Origin of the sequence: Silvibacterium acidisoli (assembly GCA_022870745.1) — a bacterium.
In the GTDB taxonomy this organism is placed as follows: Bacteria; Acidobacteriota; Terriglobia; order Terriglobales; family Acidobacteriaceae; genus Silvibacterium.
This window is the reverse complement of sequence record CP085323.1, coordinates 1,972,231-1,992,066: the sequence shown is the minus strand read 5'-3', so window position 1 is coordinate 1,992,066 and position 19,836 is coordinate 1,972,231. Positions and strand designations below refer to the sequence as shown.

Annotated in this window: 20 protein-coding genes; 14 read left to right on the top strand and 6 right to left on the bottom strand. The window is 58.3% G+C overall.

Annotation, left to right across the window (positions count from 1 at the left end):
* The first annotated feature begins 351 nt into the window (after positions 1 to 351).
* The 10 genes from LJD29_RS08195 to LJD29_RS08150 all read left to right on the top strand — a co-directional run bounded on the left by LJD29_RS08195 (position 352) and on the right by LJD29_RS08150 (position 9,321).
* Positions 352 to 798, top strand: coding sequence for a 23S rRNA (pseudouridine(1915)-N(3))-methyltransferase RlmH (locus LJD29_RS08195; RefSeq protein ID WP_446745268.1), 447 nt, complete (start codon positions 352 to 354; stop codon positions 796 to 798).
* Between the two features lie 48 nt (positions 799 to 846).
* Entirely contained in the window at positions 847 to 1,689 is an 843-nt protein-coding gene (gene accD, locus LJD29_RS08190; RefSeq protein ID WP_446745267.1) for an acetyl-CoA carboxylase, carboxyltransferase subunit beta, read from the top strand.
* Between the two features lie 26 nt (positions 1,690 to 1,715).
* On the top strand, positions 1,716 to 3,062 hold the full coding sequence (locus LJD29_RS08185) for a bifunctional folylpolyglutamate synthase/dihydrofolate synthase (protein ID WP_446745266.1): 1,347 nt from the start codon (positions 1,716 to 1,718) through the stop codon (positions 3,060 to 3,062).
* A gap of 5 nt (positions 3,063 to 3,067) precedes the next feature.
* Positions 3,068 to 3,892, top strand: coding sequence for a lysophospholipid acyltransferase family protein (locus LJD29_RS08180; RefSeq protein WP_446745265.1), 825 nt, complete (start codon positions 3,068 to 3,070; stop codon positions 3,890 to 3,892).
* Positions 3,889 to 4,623: a gamma-glutamyl-gamma-aminobutyrate hydrolase family protein gene (locus LJD29_RS08175; protein WP_446745264.1), complete on the top strand. Its 735-nt coding sequence runs from the start codon at positions 3,889 to 3,891 to the stop codon at positions 4,621 to 4,623. The genes LJD29_RS08180 and LJD29_RS08175 overlap by 4 nt, the downstream gene beginning before the upstream one ends.
* Positions 4,620 to 5,219, top strand: a complete 600-nt coding sequence (gene rsmG / locus LJD29_RS08170) for a 16S rRNA (guanine(527)-N(7))-methyltransferase RsmG (RefSeq protein WP_446745263.1) — start codon at positions 4,620 to 4,622, stop codon at positions 5,217 to 5,219. The genes LJD29_RS08175 and rsmG overlap by 4 nt, the downstream gene beginning before the upstream one ends.
* Positions 5,220 to 5,552: 333 nt before the next feature.
* Complete coding sequence (locus LJD29_RS08165) at positions 5,553 to 6,398, top strand: ParA family protein (RefSeq protein WP_446745262.1); 846 nt, start codon at positions 5,553 to 5,555, stop codon at positions 6,396 to 6,398.
* A 57-nt stretch (positions 6,399 to 6,455) separates the two neighbouring features.
* Complete coding sequence (locus tag LJD29_RS08160; RefSeq protein WP_446745261.1) at positions 6,456 to 7,349, top strand: ParB/RepB/Spo0J family partition protein; 894 nt, start codon at positions 6,456 to 6,458, stop codon at positions 7,347 to 7,349.
* Between the two features lie 273 nt (positions 7,350 to 7,622).
* Positions 7,623 to 8,534 carry an N-acetylmuramic acid 6-phosphate etherase gene (gene murQ, locus LJD29_RS08155; RefSeq protein ID WP_446745260.1) on the top strand — a complete coding sequence of 304 codons (912 nt, stop codon included), beginning with the start codon at positions 7,623 to 7,625 and terminating at the stop codon, positions 8,532 to 8,534.
* Between the two features lie 58 nt (positions 8,535 to 8,592).
* Positions 8,593 to 9,321 carry a methyltransferase family protein gene (locus LJD29_RS08150; protein ID WP_446745259.1) on the top strand — a complete coding sequence of 243 codons (729 nt, stop codon included), beginning with the start codon at positions 8,593 to 8,595 and terminating at the stop codon, positions 9,319 to 9,321.
* Between the two features lie 111 nt (positions 9,322 to 9,432).
* On the opposite strand, the gene LJD29_RS08145 is transcribed toward LJD29_RS08150, so the two are convergent.
* Positions 9,433 to 9,729, bottom strand: a complete 297-nt coding sequence (locus LJD29_RS08145) for an HU family DNA-binding protein (RefSeq protein ID WP_446745258.1) — start codon at positions 9,727 to 9,729, stop codon at positions 9,433 to 9,435.
* A 325-nt stretch (positions 9,730 to 10,054) separates the two neighbouring features.
* Positions 10,055 to 10,810, bottom strand: coding sequence for a DUF2461 domain-containing protein (locus LJD29_RS08140; RefSeq protein WP_446745257.1), 756 nt, complete (start codon positions 10,808 to 10,810; stop codon positions 10,055 to 10,057).
* Positions 10,811 to 10,898: 88 nt separating this feature from the next.
* Between LJD29_RS08140 and lipB the strand changes: the two genes are divergently transcribed.
* The gene (gene lipB / locus LJD29_RS08135) at positions 10,899 to 11,618 is read left to right on the top strand and encodes a lipoyl(octanoyl) transferase LipB (protein WP_446745256.1); all 720 of its coding nucleotides are present in this window, start codon (positions 10,899 to 10,901) and stop codon (positions 11,616 to 11,618) included.
* Positions 11,619 to 12,106: 488 nt separating this feature from the next.
* Here lipB and LJD29_RS08130 read toward each other — a convergent pair whose 3' ends face one another.
* The 4 genes from LJD29_RS08130 to LJD29_RS08115 all read right to left on the bottom strand — a co-directional run bounded on the left by LJD29_RS08130 (position 12,107) and on the right by LJD29_RS08115 (position 17,796).
* Positions 12,107 to 13,258, bottom strand: a complete 1,152-nt coding sequence (locus LJD29_RS08130) for a glycosyltransferase (protein ID WP_446745255.1) — start codon at positions 13,256 to 13,258, stop codon at positions 12,107 to 12,109.
* Between the two features lie 398 nt (positions 13,259 to 13,656).
* Positions 13,657 to 14,778 carry a DNA polymerase III subunit beta gene (gene dnaN, locus LJD29_RS08125; protein ID WP_446745891.1) on the bottom strand — a complete coding sequence of 374 codons (1,122 nt, stop codon included), beginning with the start codon at positions 14,776 to 14,778 and terminating at the stop codon, positions 13,657 to 13,659.
* Positions 14,779 to 15,475: 697 nt separating this feature from the next.
* Positions 15,476 to 16,465 carry a DUF4097 family beta strand repeat-containing protein gene (locus tag LJD29_RS08120; RefSeq protein WP_446745254.1) on the bottom strand — a complete coding sequence of 330 codons (990 nt, stop codon included), beginning with the start codon at positions 16,463 to 16,465 and terminating at the stop codon, positions 15,476 to 15,478.
* A gap of 173 nt (positions 16,466 to 16,638) precedes the next feature.
* Positions 16,639 to 17,796, bottom strand: coding sequence for an alpha/beta hydrolase-fold protein (locus tag LJD29_RS08115; protein ID WP_446745253.1), 1,158 nt, complete (start codon positions 17,794 to 17,796; stop codon positions 16,639 to 16,641).
* A gap of 109 nt (positions 17,797 to 17,905) precedes the next feature.
* Here LJD29_RS08115 and LJD29_RS08110 point away from each other — a divergent pair, with 109 nt between their 5' ends.
* The 3 genes from LJD29_RS08110 (at position 17,906) to LJD29_RS08100 (ending at position 19,794) form a co-directional block, all read left to right on the top strand.
* A complete protein-coding gene (locus tag LJD29_RS08110; protein WP_446745252.1) occupies positions 17,906 to 18,997 on the top strand; it encodes a Gfo/Idh/MocA family protein in 1,092 nt (363 codons plus the stop codon).
* Between the two features lie 50 nt (positions 18,998 to 19,047).
* On the top strand, positions 19,048 to 19,311 hold the full coding sequence (locus LJD29_RS08105; RefSeq protein ID WP_446745251.1) for a type II toxin-antitoxin system ParD family antitoxin: 264 nt from the start codon (positions 19,048 to 19,050) through the stop codon (positions 19,309 to 19,311).
* Between the two features lie 135 nt (positions 19,312 to 19,446).
* Positions 19,447 to 19,794, top strand: a complete 348-nt coding sequence (locus LJD29_RS08100; protein WP_446745250.1) for a type II toxin-antitoxin system RelE/ParE family toxin — start codon at positions 19,447 to 19,449, stop codon at positions 19,792 to 19,794.
* Positions 19,795 to 19,836: the final 42 nt, after the last annotated feature.

Below are 19,836 nucleotides of genomic sequence, written 5' to 3'. Positions count from 1 at the left end.
ATCGATCCGAGCTATAGATGCCCTTCCAATGAGGCATTTGCTGCGAAACTGGATCGGATATTGGAAAGTCAAGCAGGTACTTACTCTTTGGTACTGCAATTGTTATGCCATCTTGATAGCGGAGAAACAGCTTCTTAGTCGGGTTACTAAGGGGAGGGATTTTGCCAAGAAATTGTTCCGCAATTAACACAAATGAAAGCGTTTACTATTGGCAGATCGTCGGCGTCGAGTTACCTCAGAACTAAGCCGATTCGTCCCGGATTCTGGTTTTGAAATCGACACCTACAGTTTTTGGTATAAGTAATCCAATATTTTAATTTTCTGTATTTCCCCAGAGGATGGCCGATAAACGTGCGGATTACCCTTGTCGCCATCGCTCCTCGCAGCCGCAGTGGACCATTTGAGGAGCTCAGCTCTGAGTACCTGTCGCGTCTGCAGCCCTACGCACCCGCCGAGGCTCAACTCTACCGCACAAGCGCTGCTTTCTTCGAAGCCACGGAGAAGCAAAAAGCCCGGACATCGCCCGTGCTGGTGCTCCTCGATCCACGGGGCAAACAACTTTCTTCGGAGCAGCTTGCGCAATGGATCAGCCGGCAGCGCGACGAAGGCCAGCAACAGATTGTCTTCGCGATTGGCCCCGCTGATGGCTGGTCTGACGAGGAGCGCCGACGCGCAACCTTATTATGGTCATTCGGTCCCTTGACCCTGCCGCACGAGCTGGCCCGGGTGGTGCTGAGCGAACAGGTGTACCGGGCATTTACAATCATGAACGGGCATCCTTACCATTGCGGCCATTAGGCTGCGGCCTTCCGAATCACGGAGGTGGATGCGTTGGAGAGAACTGGGATGTCGTGGTTTCGGCGGGAAGATAACAATATCGAGAGCGCCAGCGAGAAATCGGTACGCACCGAGGGGCTCTGGATCAAATGCGAGGCATGCGACCAGGTGATCTGGCGCGCCGACCTCGAGGCCAACATGATGGTTTGCCCCAAATGTGGGCATCATTTTCGTATGGGCGCAAGGGCGCGGATCGACCTGCTGCTCGAACCGGGCTACGAACTGGTCGACCTGAACCTGAAATCGACCGATCCGCTGCAGTTTTCCGACCTTAAGCGCTATAAGGATCGCCTGGCCAAAGCCCAGGCCGATACCGGCCTGAACGACGCCATCGTCAACGCCATTGGAAAGCTCGGCGAGCACTCCGTTGTCGTCAGCGCGATGGAATACAGCTTTATCGGCGGCAGCATGGGTGCTGTCGTAGGAGAGACCATCGCCCGCGCAGCCGATCGCGCCTACGAGTCGCGGCATCCGCTGCTCATCGTCGCCGCCTCGGGCGGCGCACGCATGATGGAAGGCATTGTCAGCCTGATGCAGCTTGCAAAGATTTCGGCGGCGCTCACCCGGCTCGATGAAGCAGGCATCCCGTTCATCTCCGTGCTGACCGATCCGACCACAGGGGGCGTGACCGCCAGCTTTGCCATGCTCGGCGACCTTAATATAGGCGAACCCGGCGCGCTGATCGGCTTCGCTGGTCCGCGCGTGATCGAACAGACGATCCGGCAGAAGCTGCCCGAAGGCTTCCAGCGTTCCGAATTCCTGCTCAATCACGGCTTCCTCGACGCCGTGGTTCCCCGCAAGGAAATGAAGGCTTATCTCGAACGCGCACTCAGCTTCATGGCCGTCCGGTAACGCCGGAGTTCTTCTAAAATAGAGGGATGTCCTACGCGGCAGCCATCCAGGAACTCTTCTCACTCGCAGGGGAATTGCATGCCCCTGCGGGCAAGCCGCGTCGCAAGTTCGATCTCGGCCAGATGCGCACTCTCACCGAGGGGCTCGGGCACCCGGAGCGGATGTTTCCCTCCGTACTGGTCGCCGGAACCAACGGTAAGGGCTCAACCTCGGCGACACTCGCATCGATACTGAGCCACGCCGGTTATCGCGTAGGCCTGTACACATCGCCGCACCTTTCGCGCGTCAATGAGCGCATCCAGTTCCTCAATGCGGGTGGAGCACCAACACTCATCTCAGATGATGACTTTGCCGCCTGCTATTTCCGGGTAGACGACTGCGCCCGGAAGCTCGTCTCCGAAGGTAAGCTCGAGGCCTTCCCCAGCTTCTTCGAGGCGATGACCGCGCTTGCATTCGTCGCCTTCGCTGAACAGCAGGTCGACATCGCGGTTCTCGAAGTCGGCATGGGCGGACGGCTTGACGCAACCAACATCGTCGAGCCCCTCGTTTCAGTGATTACGGACATCTCGCTCGACCATACCGACTGGCTTGGAGACACCATTACAGCCATCGCTGGCGAGAAGGCTGGGATCCTGCGTCCAGACGGCGTTCTGGTGACGCTGCCGCAGCATCCTGAAGCAAACCAGGCAATTGGCGAGGCAGCAGTCTCGAAGAATGTGCGCGGGATAAACGCCGCTGACTACCTGCCTGGGCGGGATGGCGCTGCAGCCGACGGCAGCTATCGCATCAAGGCAATGGGCGAAGAGATCGAAGTGCGTTCGCCTCTTTCGGGCTCGCACCAGCAAAGAAATATTGCGCTTGCAATCGCAACAGCAATTGAATTAAGTAACCGCAATGGTTACAAATTAAAGCCCTCGCAGATTTCCATGGGAATCGCCGGAACGAAATGGCCTGGGCGCCTGGAGCGCTTCGTGCGCGAAGATCGTGCCGACGTGTTGATTGACGTTGCGCACAACCCGGCGGGCGCATGGGCGTTGCGTTCGGCGCTTTCACACCTCGACCCAGAGCCGAAGTCGATGACACTCGTTTTCGGCTGCCTGCGCGATAAAGCCGTCGCCGAGATCGCGCAGATTCTCTTTCCTCTTTTCAATAAGGTCGTCCTCACCGAGGTGGAGTCGCCTCGCCGCGCGTCCATGGCCGAGATGCAGGAGGCAGCCGCGGCAACAGGCGCGGACACCTCGGAAGCAAGCGATGTAGCCGACGCGTTGAAGCAGGCCTGGGAATCGACTCCGTCAGGCGGGCTGGTCGTGGCGACGGGATCCGTCTACCTGATAGGGGCGGTCCGCGATTCGCTGGCAGGGGCAAGCGCGTGAAGGAAATGCTCAAACCGCGGCCGAATCCGCTGCCCTGGGGAGAACGGGCATTAAGCTTCTTCGTTCAGGCTCCGCTCTTCTTCGGCCTGACTGCAGCTTACGGAACGCTCTCGCTTATCTCATCGCTATGGGATAAAGGCGGCAAGGCCCAGCACGCTATCGCCCAGAGTTGGGGACGCACTGTGATTCGCATCAGCGGAGCGAAGGTCAGGGTTGTTGGCAAGGAGCACCTGGATGGACGCGTTGCCGTTTACGTCGCCAATCACCTCTCGTATACAGACACGCCTGTGATCTTCGGCGACCTGCCGTTCCAGTTCCGCATTGTCGCCCGGCATGAGCTGTTCAAACTGCCGTTCATTGGCTGGCATCTACAGCGCTCGGGACAGGTGCCTGTCAACGTATCGAATCCGCGAGCGTCAATTGCGAGCCTCAGCAGCGCGATACGGACGTTGAAAGCAGGCATGCCGGTGTTTATTTTTCCGGAAGGCGGTCGCTCCAACGACGGGCACCTCCAGGAATTTCTGAATGGGCCAGCGTTCATGGCGATTCGAGCCGGCGTACCGATCGTTCCGATTGCCCTGGTGGGCACATATGAACTCCTGCCCATCCATACGAGGGAGTTTCACCGCGTTCCTATAGAGGTAGTTGCCGGGGAACCGATCGAAACGAAGGGGTATTCGATGAAGGAGATCGACGATCTCACCCGAAAGGTTCGTGAAGCAATTGCGCGGCTTTACTACGAGCGCTCCTATCTTCAGGAACCGCCGAAGCCCGCCTTGCCGGCAAAGGCTTCCGAACCGGCGACGGCTCTCGCCCAGGATTCATTATGAAAAGACCCAGGATTGCGATTCCAGAACCCACCCTGAAAGATCAGGCCTATAACGAGCGCTCCTGGCCGATGTATGCGGCAGCAGTGGAGCACTCCGGGGGCGAAGCTGTGAAGATTCCCCTCAACCTGAGCCCGGCCGAGACGGCGAAGCTGGTTGCAAGCTGCGAAGGCGTCCTGCTACCCGGGAGCGGGGCCGACGTGGATCCTGAAAAATACGGAGAGGCGCGGATAGCGGAGTGCGGAGAGGCCGATCCGGCACGCGAGGCAGTAGACGAACTGCTGATGCAGGATGCAGCCAACCTGCACAAGCCACTGCTCGGGATCTGCTACGGCCTGCAGTCGTGGAACGTCTGGCGTGGCGGTACTTTGATCCAGCACCTGACCACCGGCGTGAATCACAAGCCGGGGCGCGAGGTCCGGGAAGCTCACGCGATCTCGGTTCGGCCAGGATCACGGCTGGCGGCAATCCTCAACGCGGAAAGCCTGACCGTGAACAGCAGCCACCATCAGGCCATTGCTACTCCCGGAGACGGCCTGCAAATTGTGGCCCGCAGCCGGGAGGACGGAGTGATCGAGGCCCTCGAAGGGACAGGGGAGCAATTCGTGCTCGCGGTGCAGTGGCACCCTGAGCGCACCTTTGATGAGTCCGCTTCGAAGATCATCGTTGAATCCTTTGTAAAGGCTGCAGCAGACTGGCAGCCCCGCACCATTCGCGAATCGGTGGCGGAGTGATCGCTGAGGCCCTGGAGAAATATGGGCTGAAGCAGCTTGATCCTCGAATGATCGAACAGCTCGAGGCCTATCTCGACCTGCTGATCTTTTGGAATTCGCGGCAGAACCTTACCGCAGTCCGGGACCGAGCCGGAATAATCGAACGGCACATCGTCGAATCCATCGCCTGCGCACAGCAACTGACGCACGTTCAAACACTTCTCGATTTCGGCTCAGGGGCCGGGTTTCCCGGCATCCCCATAGCGGTGGCTCGACCTGAAATCGAAGTCACCCTGGCTGAATCCCAAAACAAAAAGGCTACATTCCTGAGGGAGGCCGTTCGCACCCTGCAGCTCACTGCGACCGTCCACGGGGGGAGAGTCGAGACACTCCCAGAATCTCTAACCTTCGATTGCGTCACCATGCGAGCGGTTGACAAGACCCTTGAGGCACTCCCTTTGGCCTGGGGGAGGGTCGGCAGGCCGGGAATTCTGGCCGTTTTTTCTACCGAGAGCTCCGCTGACCGCCTGCGGACTGCACTTCCGGATGCGGACTGGTCAGATTTGAAAACTCCAGGCCAACTGCCGGGCGGAATCCTTCTGGCCGGCGCAAAGTAGGGTGTTCCACGTGGAACATCTTCACTGCAGGTTTTATGTCGTGGCTCAGACTCCATAGCTACCCAAGGCGTTTCCGCTCCACCTTTCGCCCTGTTTTTCGCCCCAACAATAGCAGCCATTGCTGTTCGATGTTCCACGTGGAACATCGAGTTTTCCACCGCCGCCCTTTGGATGCATTCTCGTCCGTCTATTTTTACGAACCAAAAGCCTCCCTTTATCTTTGACTTACGAACTCCCTTCCGGAAACTCAAAAGTCTTCCACAGTTTCAACCACGTTCTGCACAGGCCAAAAGCGTTGCCGGAAAGCATTGAGATCGTTAGTCTTACTCAGGTATGAGTCGGGTCGTTGCGATAGTCAATCAAAAGGGCGGAGTGGGAAAGACCACCACCGCAATCAATCTCTCGGCAGCGCTGGCGCTTGAAGGGCTGAGAACCCTCCTGATCGACTGCGATCCGCAGGCAAACTCCACTGGCGGCTACGGTTTTCCACGAGACGACGAACGGAAGTCCATCTACCAGGTCCTTATAGGCGAATGCAGCATCGAGGACGCTACTCTCCAGACGGAGATCGAAACCCTCTGGCTCATCCCCTCGAGCAAAAACCTTATCGGCGCCACGGTCGAGCTGATCCAGCAGGAGGAGCGCACCTATAAGCTGAGGCAGGCTCTCGAGCCGGTGCGCGAGAAATACGACTACGTTATTCTCGACTGCCCGCCGGCCCTCGATCTCCTTACCTTGAATTGCCTCGTCGCTGCCGACAGCCTCGTTGTTCCCATGCAGGCTGAATACTTCGCTCTTGAGGGCATCAGCGAATTGATGCAAACACTCGAACGGGTCAAGGGCGCATTCAATCCCAAGCTCGATGTCGAAGGCGTTCTGCTCACCATGTACGACGACCGTACGAACCTCGCTCAGCAGGTAACAGAGAACCTGCGCGAATACTTCAAAGACAAGCTTTTCAAGACGGTTATCCCGCGCAATGTCCGGCTTGCCGAGGCTCCGAGCTACGGCAAGCCTGTGCAACTTTATGATCCGCGCTCCCGGGGAGCGGAAAGCTATCGCGACCTCGGAGATGAGTTGCTCGCCCGCAACAAGGTCGAAAGCCCACGCGCAAAGGACCGCAAGAATGCAGCAGAAGGCCGCAAGAAAGCGAATGTCCGCTTCTGGCCCTACGGCTGAGTTGACGATTGAGAAAGAGAAGATTCCGAAGAAATGACCTTGAAGAAGGGGAAAGCCATGGAGCTCCCAAAACGTAAAGCACTCGGTAAGGGGCTCGAGTCCCTGCTGCCAAAGATTACAGCCAACGCTGCTCCAGTGGAACCAAAGACCACGGCAGTAGAAGGCACACCGCGGGAGATCCCTCTCAGCGAAATCGAGCGTAACCCGTACCAGACGCGCACACGATTTGACGAAGCGCAGCTGAGCGAACTGGCAGCTTCGATCCGGGCAACCGGTGTGGTGCAACCGATCCTCGTGCGGCCCCTCGCAAGCGGACGCTTTCAGCTTATTGCCGGGGAACGCCGCTGGCTGGCTTCGCAAAAGGCCGAAAAGGCAACCATCCCGGCCATCGTGAGGCAGGTTTCCGACGAGCAGGCGATGGAGATCACCATCGTCGAAAACCTGCAGCGCACCGATCTGAATTCCATGGAACAGGCTCGTGCTTACGATCGCCTGAGCCGGGAATTCAAGATGACGCAGGAGCAGATGGCGCAGCGCACCGGAAAGGACCGCGCTTCAGTAGCCAATTTTCTTCGCCTGCTACGGCTTCCTCTGGATGTGCAGGCAAAGGTCGAAGGCGGGGAGTTAAGCTTCGGCCATGCACGTGCGCTTTTGCCGCTCGAAAATCCAGAATCTATTACCAAGGCGGCTCAGAAGGTGCTGGCACTTTCAATGTCCGTCCGGCAGACGGAGAGTTACGTCCAGGGACTTCTCAACCCCGAGAAAAAGCCGAACGGCGAACAGAAAGTGAAGGAGCCTCTGGATCCAAATGTTCGCGAAGCGCGCGACCTTCTGCAGCGCGCCCTGGGCTTGAAGGTCAGTATTGAGGATAAGAACGGACGCGGCAGGGTCATCATTGAGTATTCCCGGCTTGAGGATTTTGACACCTTGCTCGACATGCTGGGCAAGTAACGCTGGTGCCACTGTGAGCGGAGTCAGTGTTCTCCAAACTCCGCTCGTGAAACCATCTCTTCTCTACGCTTCTTGCGTTCTGGCCCCTTCATCCTCTGCTCACCCATCTCCATCCGGCGGCACAACGCTGCACAGAGTCCAATCCAAGGAAAATGGATCTGGCTAGTCAACGCGCCGGTCAGCGTACTGGAAATCATCCGCAAGTGGCGACATGAGCTTAGCTGATTCACAAATGACTATGCGGGCCAGCCCCAGCCTGGAGTAAAGTTCTCGATGATGAAGGAAGAAGTGGAAGTACTGGCAAAGTTATCTACAGAAGCACAGAACCCGGCGACGGTGAACCTCGACACGATGTCGACTGCTGAATTGATCGCGGCGATGCATCAGGCCGACCGTGATGCAGTTGCCGCGGTAGAGAGTCAGACAGAGCAGGTTGCGAAGGCTGTCGATGGAATCGTTGCCCGGCTGGAGCAGGGCGGTCGCCTGTTCTACATCGGCGCCGGCACCTCGGGCCGTCTCGGAGTGCTCGATGCTTCGGAGTGTCCGCCAACTTACAATGTTCCTCCCGAGCTGGTCCAAGGGATCATTGCAGGCGGAGACGGAGCGCTGCGCCGATCGGTGGAGCGAGCCGAAGACGATCCTGAACAGGGAAAGGCTGACCTGCGCGATCGCGGGTTCAGCGACAAAGATGTCCTGGTCGGCATCGCGGCCAGCGGACGCACTCCCTATGTACTGGGCGGCATGGAGCTGGGCCGCGAACTGGGAGCGCTCACCATCGGCCTGAGCTGCGTGGCCGGCTCGCCCGTTGCGCTCGCGGCCGGCATTGCCATCACTCCCGTTACGGGAGCAGAGGTCGTGACCGGTTCGACGCGCATGAAGGCAGGCACAGCCACCAAGCTCGTACTCAACATGCTTTCGACCGGAACGATGGTGAAGCTGGGCTATGTCTACGGCAACCTGATGATCAACGTGCAGCCGACCAACGACAAGCTACGCGATCGCGCCGGACGCATTATCGCCGCCATCACCGGGCTCGATCAGCAGCAGGCTCTGGCCGCGCTCGAACGCGGCGGTGCGGTGCGCACGGCCATCGTGATGGAAAAGCTGAAGGTCAGTCGCGAGGAAGCAGAAGCAAAGCTGCGCGAGGCGGGCGGGCGTCTCCGCCTGCTTCTCGACAAGGTATAAAAAATATGTAACTGTAATAGCTACAGTTACATATTACATTTCTCTACAAGGTTCGCGCATGAAGGCCACACGCTTTGAGTTTCGCTTTCGTCTCCTGATCGGTGTCGTGCTTTACGTGCTCGGCTTCTGGGCCCCGTGGCTGCGTTACGGAGCAGACCGTGGCCACATCACCACCACATGGCTTGAGTTGACGGGCTTCCTCGCCTCGCATCACTGGGTCGAGCTGCAGCCCGCTTCGCTGCTGGTTACGTCGCTTGCCATCGCATGTGTTGTGCTTGGCGCCATGCTGCGCGTATGGGGAGCAGCGTATATCGGCAGTGCTACCGTGAAATCCCCTGCCATGCATGCCCCGGCCGTCGTGGCGGAGGGGCCCTATCGTCACCTGCGCAATCCGCTGTACCTTGGCAGCTTCCTCGTCTCGATTGCCGTATCGATTCTTATGCCGCCCACCGGGGCGCTTTTTTTTCTCATTGCAACGGCGCTTCAGATGCTGCGGCTCATCCTGGGGGAAGAAGCGTTTCTGGAAAGCCGTCAGGGTGAGGCGTACAGGGCCTATAAGACGCGTGTGCCGCGTATCCTGCCACGTGCTATGCCGCGCGTGCCTGCGTCGGCCCTGAGGCCATCCTGGGCGCAGGCTTTGCTGGGAGAGATCTATCCTGTCGCGCTGGCGATATGTTTCGCGGTGCTTGCCTGGCGTTACAACGCAAGCCTGCTGATGCAGGCGGTTATCATCTGCTTCGGCGCTTCGCTGGTGGTGAAGGCGTTCCTGCCGCGGACTGCAGAATAGATCCGGCTAAATAAAAAGGGAGACGCGCCTCAGCTGTCTCCCTCTCCCTATTAAATTGAAGCCGCTGGTTGTCTGTTATGGCGGCGGCTGCCATGCTGCATTTCGTGTTGACTACTTCTTCGGCGGAGCGATGACGTCCTTCGCAGCCTTGGCTACGCGGAACTTCACGACGGTCTTCGCCTTGATCTTGATCTGTTCACCGGTCTGCGGGTTGCGGCCCAGGCGAGCCTTGCGCTCAGCCTTGACGAGGCGTCCGAGTCCCGGAATCACGAATACGCCGTTCTTCTTGGTCTCTTTGACTGCGGTCTCTGCGAGCAGGTCGAGGAAAGCTGCGGCCTGCTTGTTGGTCAACTCGAGCTTTTCGGCCATCTGCCGCACAAGAGCTGTCTTTGTAAGTGCTGTTGCCATTTTGGTGTTCCTCCTCGTTACGTTTCAGTGCAATCGGCATTCGAACAGGTGTGGCCGGCTGCTGACGGCTCCCGTTCCAGCATGACAGGTGAAACCCTGTATTCATGCGGGTTCGAGAGACCCACCGCCGTCTACCTTGCGGCTTTTGAAAAGTGTTGTCAACAGCAAAAGGGCAGTTTCCACAGGTTTTTTTAGGGTTTCTTCGGATTTTATCGATTTTTCGCCATTTTTGACCGGTTTTGGTCACCCGAAGGGGTCCAAACCCGCGTCCAGAGCGGCTGCGGGGAGCAGGCAATATTGCGAAAGAATAGGCTTTCCGACTCGCCTAGTAAAGGGCGAAGAGAGGCTTTTTCTTCGGGGAAGCCAGAGCGACAAGAGGCTCGTTGAGGTAATCGACGAGCGGCTGTGCAAGCCGGAAGCGCTCCTCCACCAGCTTTGGCAGCGATGGCTTCAGCGCTTCCTCTGCCGGCAGGCTGACTGTTACGCCCCACTGGCGCCACTTGATCCATTCGATGGCGGGATGCTCGGCGGGGAAGCCTTTCGGTGGACGAGAAAGAGGTGCAGGATCGTGGAGATCGAGCTTTGCGCGCAGCTTCCTGTTCTCGATCAGCCTGCGGAACTCCTCGTGATGCTCGAGCAGATGGCGGCGCACTGCGAGCAGCTGATCCTTCGGAGGCATGTAAACGCCGGCTGCAATCAGAACCTCGGTTGGAGAAACCTGGAAATAGTATCCGGCTCCGGAGGTCTTCGGCAGGCCATCGCGCAACCACCATGCGGAGACGTGCGTCTTGTAAGGGCTCTTATCACTGGAGAAGCGGATGTCCCGGTAGATGCGAAGCAGGCACTTCTGCGGGGCGCGCAGGTGAGCCGGCGCATACTCTTCCATGCCGCGCAGCACTCTCGTGATGAGGGCAAGCATGGGTTGCTTCAACTCGTTCTCATACACGTCGCGCCGCGCCTCAAACCATTCGCGGCGATTGTTGCGCTTGAGCTTGCGAAGAAAGTCCAGGGCTTCCCTGGAGAAGTACGGCACAACGGTTTTTTTTTCGGCAGCAGACTTTGCAGGGGCTTTCTTTGACATCGGCACAATACAGCAGATGCGCCAGAGCGCTCAGCTGGTGCAACAGCGCGCATCTTTCCGCCTGCTGACTTAATCTTTAGTAAGAGACATGATTCTGAACCTGGTCCATCTTGGCCGCATTGATTACGCCTCGGCGCTTGCCATACAGAAGCAGCTGGTCGAAGCGCGCCACGCCGGACAGATCGGCAATACCCTGCTTCTGCTCGAGCACCCTCCAGTGCTCACGCTCGGCCGCAACTCCGATCGTAAAAACGTAATTGCCTCGGACGAGTTCCTCGCTTATCGCGGCGTGGATATCCATGAGATCAACCGCGGCGGCGATGTGACCTATCACGGCCCGGGACAGTTGGTCGGCTACCCGATCATGGACCTGCGCAGCTTCACGCTGGACGGTTCGGGCAAGCGCCTTGGAGCGGTCGATTATGTGCGCGTGCTCGAAGAGGTGCTGATACGAGCCTGCGCCGACTACGCGATTCCCACGCAGCGCATTGCAGGACGGACCGGCGTGTGGACGCTGGCCGGAGGCTCAATCGCCGAAAAAAAGATCGCTGCGATTGGCGTGCATATCTCGCGCGGCATTACGTCGCATGGTTTTGCGCTCAACGTTACGACCGACCTGCGTGATTTCGACCTGATTGTGCCTTGTGGGATTTCGGATCGCGCGGTGACGAGCATCGAGCTTGAGACAGATGCTCCGGTCACGATGGAGCAGGCTGCGAACTCCGTCTCTCGGCATTTTGGACGGCTCTTCGAGCATCAGGTTTTGTGGTGCGAGCTGGATGATCTGTTGGCTGCGATGAAAGCTTGAGCGACCTCAGCGGCTGAAGCCGCTTGATGGATTGGTTCCTGATGGCAGGGCTAAAGCCCTGCCCTACCTGTTTGTGCCCGCTCTGCGAACCGCGGCTGGGCCTGCGTGATTCTTTCCATTAAAGATTTGTCATTCCGAGGAGTGGAGTGTCGAGGGATCTGCTACTTGCCTGTGCTGGAAGAAGTGCAGATTTCTCACTTTGTTCGGAATGACAAATCAAGAGAGCATGCGAAGTCTGGGTTAAGAGATGTATCTGCGTGTTTTGTATCAGGGCATGACTTCAGTCAGGCCATTCCGGGATCACATAACCGGGGCTTCAGCCCCTGCAAACAGCGGCTGAAGCCGATCGTCTTTCACTGCGGCGACGGCACGACTGAAGTCGTGCCCTGATACAAAGCGAGGACAAAGCCGGTCCTCGATGACCGTCAGCAGAAGTGCAGATTCCTCACTTCGTTCGGAATGACAAATCAAGAGAGCGAAGCGCCTTCCTACTTTTTCCCGAAGCTTTCGAAGAGCCCCTTGATCGCTGTGGCGCAGCTTGTCATGGAGTAGCGTCTGCGGAAGACCGGCAGAGCTTTGGCGGCCATCTCCTGTTGCTGGGCTGCCGGCATGGCGAGCCATTTGCGCAGCAGTTCTTCTGTTCCTTCGAGCGTGTCAGGTGCGACGAGGCCTACGGCTTCTTCCTCGATCTCCGGCCAGATGTTTACCTGGTTCGAGATGAGCACCGGCCGGCCGCAGGCAAGGGACTCGGCGACCACCACGCCAAAGTTCTCCTGGTGCGAGGGCAGGATGAACGCTTCACTGTTGCGCATGGCGCCGTACTTGGCGTCGCCGATCAGCATGCCGGGCCAGTGCACGCGCGATTCGATGCCCAGGTCGCGGGTCATCTGCTGCAGATTCGAAACCAGGCCTTCCTGGTCGGGTCCGGCAACGACGAGATCAATATCGGGTTGACCTTTCGCTACGCGCGCGAAGGCCTGCACGAGCAGGTCGCAACCCTTCTTGGTATGGATGCGCGAGAGGAAGAGCATGTAGCGACGGCCGCGCAGTGCGGGAAGCATTTCGTAGAAAGCGGCAGACTGCTTCTCGGGCTCGAAGGCCGGTTCGCCGGTGCCGTAGGGTACGACGAAGGGCGTCCAGTTGTGCGGCCAGAAGCTCTGCGGCGCAAGATCGCGCTCCAGCGGACTGGTAAACATGACGCGCTCCGCGTCACGCAGAACGGGGTACTGGACCGGCCAGTAGAGATACTTCTTCAGGTGCTTAACCGGGTACTTGCGCTTGAAGTAGGGATCGAGCATGCCATGGGTGAAGACTACGTACGGCACCTTGCCCTTGGCCGCCTTATGGGCAGCAACGCTCGGGTAAGTCCAGATGCTGTTGATCACGACTCCGTCGAAGCGGGTCACGTTCTTCTGCAGCCAGTCGAGCAACTCGGGCGACTTACCGTAAGTGTTCTGACGTGCGCCTGTGGCGTGGACGGGAACGGTCCAGCGGGCGATGTAGTCGGCCTTGGGATCGTCCTGGCAAACGATTTCTACTTCCACACCAGCCTCTCCGTAAGCCTTGGTGAGGTTACGAAGAGCTTCAGGAGGTCCGCCAGAGGCAGGAGACAAAGTAGGAATGACATGAAGGATCTTCAAATGGGCCGCCGTCCAGGGTCGTGGTGTTGCTGCAATTTCTTTCTTTGATTAAATCATGTGGCTGGTTACGAAGGTGTTGCAGCCGCTGTGCACAGGGGCCGAAGCCCGCTCGGGGGGTGCGGGGAATGGCACGACTGAAGTCGCGCCCTGATACAAAGCATTCTTAGGCTTATCTTCCGCCCCGTTGCGCTTCTCAACGGCCACGATCGTCATTCGGAGAAGCGTAGAGCGAACTGTTTTTGCCAGCGCCGGCAGAAGTGCAGATTCCTCACTACGTTCGGAATGACAACTCAAGGAAGAAGACGACTCACGAAAGAGAAAGGCCTGCCACGAAGGCAGGCCTTTGGCGCCGAAGGCGCGTACGCCCGTGCGGCAAGCACCGCCCGTGCGGTCAGCACTCAGATGCGCATGGGCATGATGATGTAGCGATAGCGGTATTCGTCGTCCGCGTCTTCGGGGCGGATCTGCCCGGCAGACTGCGCGTCCTTGAACTCGAGGCGGACTTCGCCGGTATTGCCGATCGCTTTCAGAAATTCCACCAGGTAGGAGGAGTTGAAGCCGACCACCAGCGGATCGAAGCTGTAGGGAGTTTCGATCACGTCTTCCGACTCCCCTGAATCCGTGGACGAAGAGGAGATCTTCAGCTCGTTCTGCTCGAGACGAACCTTGACCGCTCCCGAGCGCTCGTCGGCGAACTGCGCGACGCGCAGGATCGAGGCCATCAGATCCTGACTGCGCACCAGGACGAACTTGTTGTTGTCCCGCGGCATCACCGCTTCGTAGTTGGGAAACTGGCCGGTGAGCTTGCGGCTGGTGAGCACGCGATGCCCCACACGGAAGAAGAGCGTGTTGTCGTCGTCAGCGAACTCAAGCGTTTCGGCTTCGGTGTTCGAGAGCAGCGACTGCAGCTCGCTTAGAGCCTTGCGCGGGATGAGCGTCTTGCGCTCTCCACTGACATTGGACAGGGTTTCACCGGTCTTCTCGATGTGCGCCAGGCGGTGACCGTCGGTCGAGACCATGGCCATCGACTCGGCCTTCAGGATCAGCAGTGCTCCGTTGAGCGTATAGCGGGACTCTTCGTTCGAGATCGCGAAGATGGTCTTGGCGATACAGTTCTTGAGCGAAGCGGCGGGCATGCTGGTCACACTGCTCTCCGGGAACTCTGGCACCTGCGGAAAATTGGCGCGCGCCATGCCGACCATCTTGGTGTTGGAGCGGCCGGAGCGGATCTGTACCCAGTGGTTGTCCATCAGCTTGATGGAGATTTCGCCATCGGGCAGCAGCTTGATGTAGTCGTACAGCTTGCGGGCCGGGATGGTGCAGGACCCGGGCTTCTTGACCTTTGCCGCGCAGGAGGTCTTGATGCTCTGGTCGAGATCGGTCGCGGTGATGACGATCCGGTCGCCATCGGCTTCGATCAGAAAGTTCGACAGGATGGGAATGGTCGTCTTGCGTTCGACAACGCTCTGGGTCGCCGTCAGTTCGCGCAACAGGTCCTGGCGATTCACGCTGATTTCCATCACCGAACCCGATGCCGGAGTGCTCGTTCCGGTCTTTTCCTGCTCGACGCTCGTTGTCGACATACTCCCCCCAAATGCGCTTTGGCCAACTCTACACCCGCCGCGCGCTCGCCGGACGGGTAACCGGTACAGATGGCTACATTCTAGTAACAAACCCGTCAAACGCGTCCTGTGGAAAACCCGGCCCTAATCAGGAAATATGGGCACTTTCGGATCGGCTGTTCGGACGGAGGAGGGGCGCGGTGCGGGCAGCGGCGACGGGCCTGCGGGTGCGACGGCTTCTAAGGGTTTAAAGAGATATCTCTCACCCGCCGTAGTAGCCGTTTAGCGCGGAAAAGTGGAAAGCTCACGCAAAACCGCATCTGGAGCGGGTTTGCGCATGTGTCCAGTTTTCCAAAACCCGTCTGGAAAAGTTGTAAAAGCAGGAATTCGTGGAAAAAGGGTCGAATTGAGGCCATGTTTCTCCTGCTTGTTCACATGATTGTGAGAAAGGCCTGTGGAAACCGGCGCCCTGGAGTGGAAAGCGTGGCCGCGATCTTTACAGATGCACGTGAGGAAAGGCCGTGCTTTTCAACAGCGGAAGCGATATCCGAAATTTCCACAGGTTTTCGAGAGCCGGTGGGAAACCCGCAATAAAAATGGCGCTCTCGTGGATCAGACGAAGAGCGCCAACGTGAAAAATGTTTTGAAAAAAGTTCTACTCGGCCGCGTCTCCGTCGTTTTCGTCGCCCTGCGAGGCCTGGTTGCCCTTGTCAGAGCGGCTGAGAACGATGCCGCCATTCACGGTTTCGGCATGGATGGTCGAGCCTCCGTGGCCGATGTCGGTGGAGAGGTGATGCTTGATTTGCCCCTGGATCGTGACTGGGAAACCCAGCTCAATCCCTCCGTTGACGGTGCCTGTTTCAAGATGAGCGGAGTAGTCGCCGGGTATGTTCAGCGTGACCCCTCCGTTGGTCGTGTGGGCGTCTAAGCCTTCGCCTCGCCATGCATCGCCGCTCAGGGAGATATCCAGGCCGCCGTTGATGGTGCCGCCGTGCGCATGCCCAGCAAGGTCTCTCAGATCGACCCCGCCATTCACCGTGTCGAAGGCCAGGTCGCCGTCGAGATGCGAGAGCGAGATGCCCCCGTTTGCCGTCTTGATCGCTGCCGAAAGTTGGCGCGGAGCATGAATGACGTAGCCGACGGAGTATCCCCGATTGCCCCAATGGGCGTGAGGACCGTCATCGCGAACTACGCCGTTAACGGCGGTCACCTTCACCTGGTCCACGATGGAGCGGGCTTCGGATTTGTCGTGGGCCCAGCCCTCTACGCGGGCTTCGATCTTCACGTCGTTGCGATCTTCGCCGATCACACGGATGCCGCCGTTGTCGCCAGCTACATCGAGTGTTCCGGGCTTGGCGATGGTGATGGTGCGAGCTTCGCAGACGCGCGCGGGATCGCCCCATCCCCAGCCGGTGTGGTCGCTATTCTCACCGGAACACTCGCCAGTTGCCCAGCCGTCCCTGCTGGCATCGAGAGCGGCATCGACGACCCGGGGATCGCGCGGTGTATGAGAGCGGCTGTGAAAGATGCCTGCTTCGTTCGGCCAGGGCAGCGTGCCGGCCAGAACGATACCGGTGAATGCGGCGGCGAAGATTGCGAAACGGCGCATGGGGTGACCCCCTGGCTTCTGATACGGATCGTTCATAGGATTGGTTCCTTAAAACCTGCGATGAGGTAGGAAGCAATTCACCAGCCAGAGAGAGTGCGCTAGAAGTGCCGTGTTTTGAGATACAAAACAAGTTCTTGCGCGGGCACTGTGTCCGGAAATGCCCGCGGGTGTTCAAAGACGGACAGCGCCCCCAAAAGGTAAATAGAGGGTCAGCGTGATTCGCGGCGTTTCTCCCAGTACTCTTCGTGACGATCGTCGCGGTAACGAATGCCTCGCACTGCCCCATCGCCATCTTTTTCGAAGATCAGCCTTGTGACGCTGCCGGTGGGGTAGAAGAAGCTGGTCGCTGACTCGGGCAGAATCTCGATGCTGTCGCCCACGCGGTTCTTTTCGTAGAGGCGATCGCCTTTGCGGTAGATCGTCGCCTGCACCGTGCCCTGGTCCTCGTACTCACCGAGGTAGGCGTCGTAGATGTCGGGATTGATCTTCGCCGGCACAGGATGGAAGGGAACATCGATCTCTTCCGCCGAGGACGGCAGCTTGGGATCGTCCTTCAGGCTATGTGAGAGCAGCCACTTCGGCAGATCAGGATTGGCATACGCCTTATCCCAGACATTATGCCGCCAGCCTGAGTACTCCCAGTAACGCACGATGCCTCCCGAGGATTTGAGGGCGTCGTACATGAGCTGCGCCTCCCGAACCGGGACAACGTTGTCGTTCGAGCCGTGGAAGATCCAGATGGGCGTGCGGCCGATGGCGCGCGCGTATTCGCCGGGTAGAATCGCGCTTTCATGCCAGCGTTCGGGGCGGTAAGACCAGAAGACGCCGCCGCTGACGACGGCAATGGCGGCAAAGCGATGGGGGTTGAAGCGCGCCAGCTCGTAGACACCGTATCCGCCGAGCGAAAGGCCGGTGAGGTAGGTGCGGTCGCGGTCGCCGTGAAACTCCTTGGTGTCCTGGTCGAGCGCGGCCAGGGCCATCTGCATCATGTCAGGATCGGTCCAGTAGTGATGCGAGAAAGGCACCTGCGGCATCACCACAATGAAAGGCCAGCGATCCGGATGCAGGCGAATTGCCTGGGGCAGACCGATCTGTGTTTCGTCCATGCCTTCGGAGCCGCGTTCTCCTGAGCCATGCAGAAAAAGAAGGACCGGCCACTTACCGCTATGGTCGTTCCAGTTTTCGGGTAGATAGACCTGGTAGCGATAGGTGTTGCCATTGACGGTGACACGGCGATTGAGAAAGCCGGTGTCATTGTGCCGGGCAGCAAAGGCCGGCATCGCGAGCAGCGCGAATGCTGCGAGACAAAGTAGGCGGAATCCGGTGCGATGCAATCTGCGGCGGCTGCGAAGCGGTCGCTCGTTCATTGCAGGAAGAATAAATCATTCCGCATCGGCATATCGCACAATCACACGCACAATGCATACTGTTGAGGCCATTCTGATCAGGAATTCCAAAACAGGAAAAGGACTTTTCATGAACCTCAATCGCCGTGATTTTGGACGCCTTGCTGGCTCCGCCGCACTCGCACAAGCCCTTCATGCAGCAGAAGCAAGAGCCGAGTCACAGACCATCGGCTGGTGCATCGTCGGCCTCGGCCGCATTTCAATGGATCACTTCATGCCTGCGTTAAAGATGGGCAAGACAGGCAAGGTCGTCGCGCTGGTGAGCGGGCATCGTGACAAGGCCGAGAAGCAGGCCGAGATGTATGGCGTCTCTACGAAAGCCATCTACAGCTATGAAGAGTACGACCGCATTGCAGCCAACAAGGAGATCGATGCCGTCTACATCGCGCTGCCCAACAGCATGCATGCCGAGTACACCATCCGCGCGGCGAAGGCCGGCAAGCATGTGCTTTGCGAAAAGCCGATGGCCACGAGTATCGCCGACGCGAAGGCCATGATCGAGGCGTGCAAGACAGCGGGTAAGAAGCTGATGATCGCGTATCGCTGCCAGTATGAACCGGTCAATCTCAAAGCTATCGAACTCTGCCGTTCGGGTGCCATCGGCACGCTGCAGGCGATTGAGAGCGGCAACGGATTCAACATTCGCCAGGGTGAATGGAGGCTGAATCGCAAGCTCGCAGGCGGAGGACCGCTGATGGATGTAGGCGTCTATTCTCTGAATGCATGCCGCTACCTTACGGGTGAAGAGCCGCACGATATCAAGGCCAATGCCTCGACGATCGACAAAGACGGGCGCTTCAATGAAGTAGAAGAAAACCTTGGATGGACGATGAAGTTCCCCTCGGGAGTTATCGCCAGCTGTAACACGACTTATGGCGCTTCAATGAATGGATATATCCGCGTGCATGGATCGAAGGGCGTGGTGATGCTCGATCCCGGCTTCGGATACCAGGGGATTCATCTGAAGGCCGAGCTGCCGAATCACCAATCCGTTGACATGCCCGAAGACGCGAAGGATCCCGAGCAGTTCGCCGTGATGGCGGATTACTTCGCGGACTGCATCCGCAACAACAAGGAACCGAAGACGGATGGCGAGGAAGGCTTGAGAGATACGGTGCTGATGAGCGAGATCTACAAGGCGGCTGGCTTGCCGGGTTTGTGAGGTCATGGTTGATAAACCTTCATAAACTGTCATAATATGAAGGTATGGCAATGACTTCCTTGAATATTTCGCTGCCCGATCAGCTCAAGGCGTACATCGAATCCAGGGTTGCGTCGGGTGATTACGGCACGCCCAGCGAGTATGTGCGGGAACTTGTCCGGCGCGACAAGCAAATCAACGTGCAGCGTCTTGAGGGCACCCTATTGAATGCGCTGCAATCCGGAGATATTTCGTTGAGCGAAGGTGAGCTGAATGATCCATCGCTTTTGAAGGTTCTTCGAAAGAAGCTGAACAGCCGCCACAAGAGTGTCTGAGAGCAACCGATGCGCCTCATGCAGAGCCGCCAGGCTATGCGTGAGGACGCATTCTCGGACGCTTAAAACATCAGTAACGTGCCAATCGTGCCTCGCGAACTCGCGTTCCTCACGTTACTCTCTCTCTGAGAGTCGATGACCGCACGAGCTATTCGCAAAACCCTGCAGATTACCACCGCCGCTGCGTCGGCTATCGTCGAGCAAGCCGATTTCTACGACGGACGCAGCGATTCCATTGCACACAAGTGGGAGGAAGCGGTACATGCGGCGATTCGGTCGTTGCTGACGATGCCGGATCGCGGTGCCCGATGTCACTTCACCCATCCGCAACTACAGGCGATGCGAAGAATTCCCGTGCCAGGCTTCCCGCAACACCTGATCTTCTATCGGCACATACGTGAAGAGAACCTCGTGCTGATCGTGCACGTTCTGCATGGCGCCCGCGACATCGAAGAACTGCTAGGGAATCTCGAAGGAGAGTAGCCAAACAAAAAGCGCAGCCATGATCTGGCTGCGCTTTTGCGC

Excerpts from the sequence above, each read along its gene's own strand:
- LJD29_RS08115 (WP_446745253.1), bottom strand. The coding sequence starts at position 17,796 with ATGAACGAGCGACCGCTTCGCAGCCGCCGCAGATTGCATCGCACCGGA.
- LJD29_RS08185 (WP_446745266.1), top strand. The coding sequence starts at position 1,716 with ATGTCCTACGCGGCAGCCATCCAGGAACTCTTCTCACTCGCAGGGGAA.
- LJD29_RS08110 (WP_446745252.1), top strand. The coding sequence starts at position 17,906 with ATGAACCTCAATCGCCGTGATTTTGGACGCCTTGCTGGCTCCGCCGCA.
- LJD29_RS08100 (WP_446745250.1), top strand. The coding sequence starts at position 19,447 with ATGACCGCACGAGCTATTCGCAAAACCCTGCAGATTACCACCGCCGCT.
- LJD29_RS08140 (WP_446745257.1), bottom strand. The coding sequence starts at position 10,810 with ATGTCAAAGAAAGCCCCTGCAAAGTCTGCTGCCGAAAAAAAAACCGTT.
- LJD29_RS08175 (WP_446745264.1), top strand. The coding sequence starts at position 3,889 with ATGAAAAGACCCAGGATTGCGATTCCAGAACCCACCCTGAAAGATCAG.
- murQ (WP_446745260.1), top strand. The coding sequence starts at position 7,623 with ATGATGAAGGAAGAAGTGGAAGTACTGGCAAAGTTATCTACAGAAGCA.
- dnaN (WP_446745891.1), bottom strand. The coding sequence starts at position 14,778 with ATGGAAATCAGCGTGAATCGCCAGGACCTGTTGCGCGAACTGACGGCG.
- LJD29_RS08160 (WP_446745261.1), top strand. The coding sequence starts at position 6,456 with ATGGAGCTCCCAAAACGTAAAGCACTCGGTAAGGGGCTCGAGTCCCTG.
- LJD29_RS08180 (WP_446745265.1), top strand. The coding sequence starts at position 3,068 with ATGCTCAAACCGCGGCCGAATCCGCTGCCCTGGGGAGAACGGGCATTA.
- LJD29_RS08165 (WP_446745262.1), top strand. The coding sequence starts at position 5,553 with ATGAGTCGGGTCGTTGCGATAGTCAATCAAAAGGGCGGAGTGGGAAAG.
- LJD29_RS08145 (WP_446745258.1), bottom strand. The coding sequence starts at position 9,729 with ATGGCAACAGCACTTACAAAGACAGCTCTTGTGCGGCAGATGGCCGAA.
- LJD29_RS08105 (WP_446745251.1), top strand. The coding sequence starts at position 19,048 with ATGACTTCCTTGAATATTTCGCTGCCCGATCAGCTCAAGGCGTACATC.
- LJD29_RS08120 (WP_446745254.1), bottom strand. The coding sequence starts at position 16,465 with ATGAACGATCCGTATCAGAAGCCAGGGGGTCACCCCATGCGCCGTTTC.
- accD (WP_446745267.1), top strand. The coding sequence starts at position 847 with ATGTCGTGGTTTCGGCGGGAAGATAACAATATCGAGAGCGCCAGCGAG.
- lipB (WP_446745256.1), top strand. The coding sequence starts at position 10,899 with ATGATTCTGAACCTGGTCCATCTTGGCCGCATTGATTACGCCTCGGCG.
- LJD29_RS08150 (WP_446745259.1), top strand. The coding sequence starts at position 8,593 with ATGAAGGCCACACGCTTTGAGTTTCGCTTTCGTCTCCTGATCGGTGTC.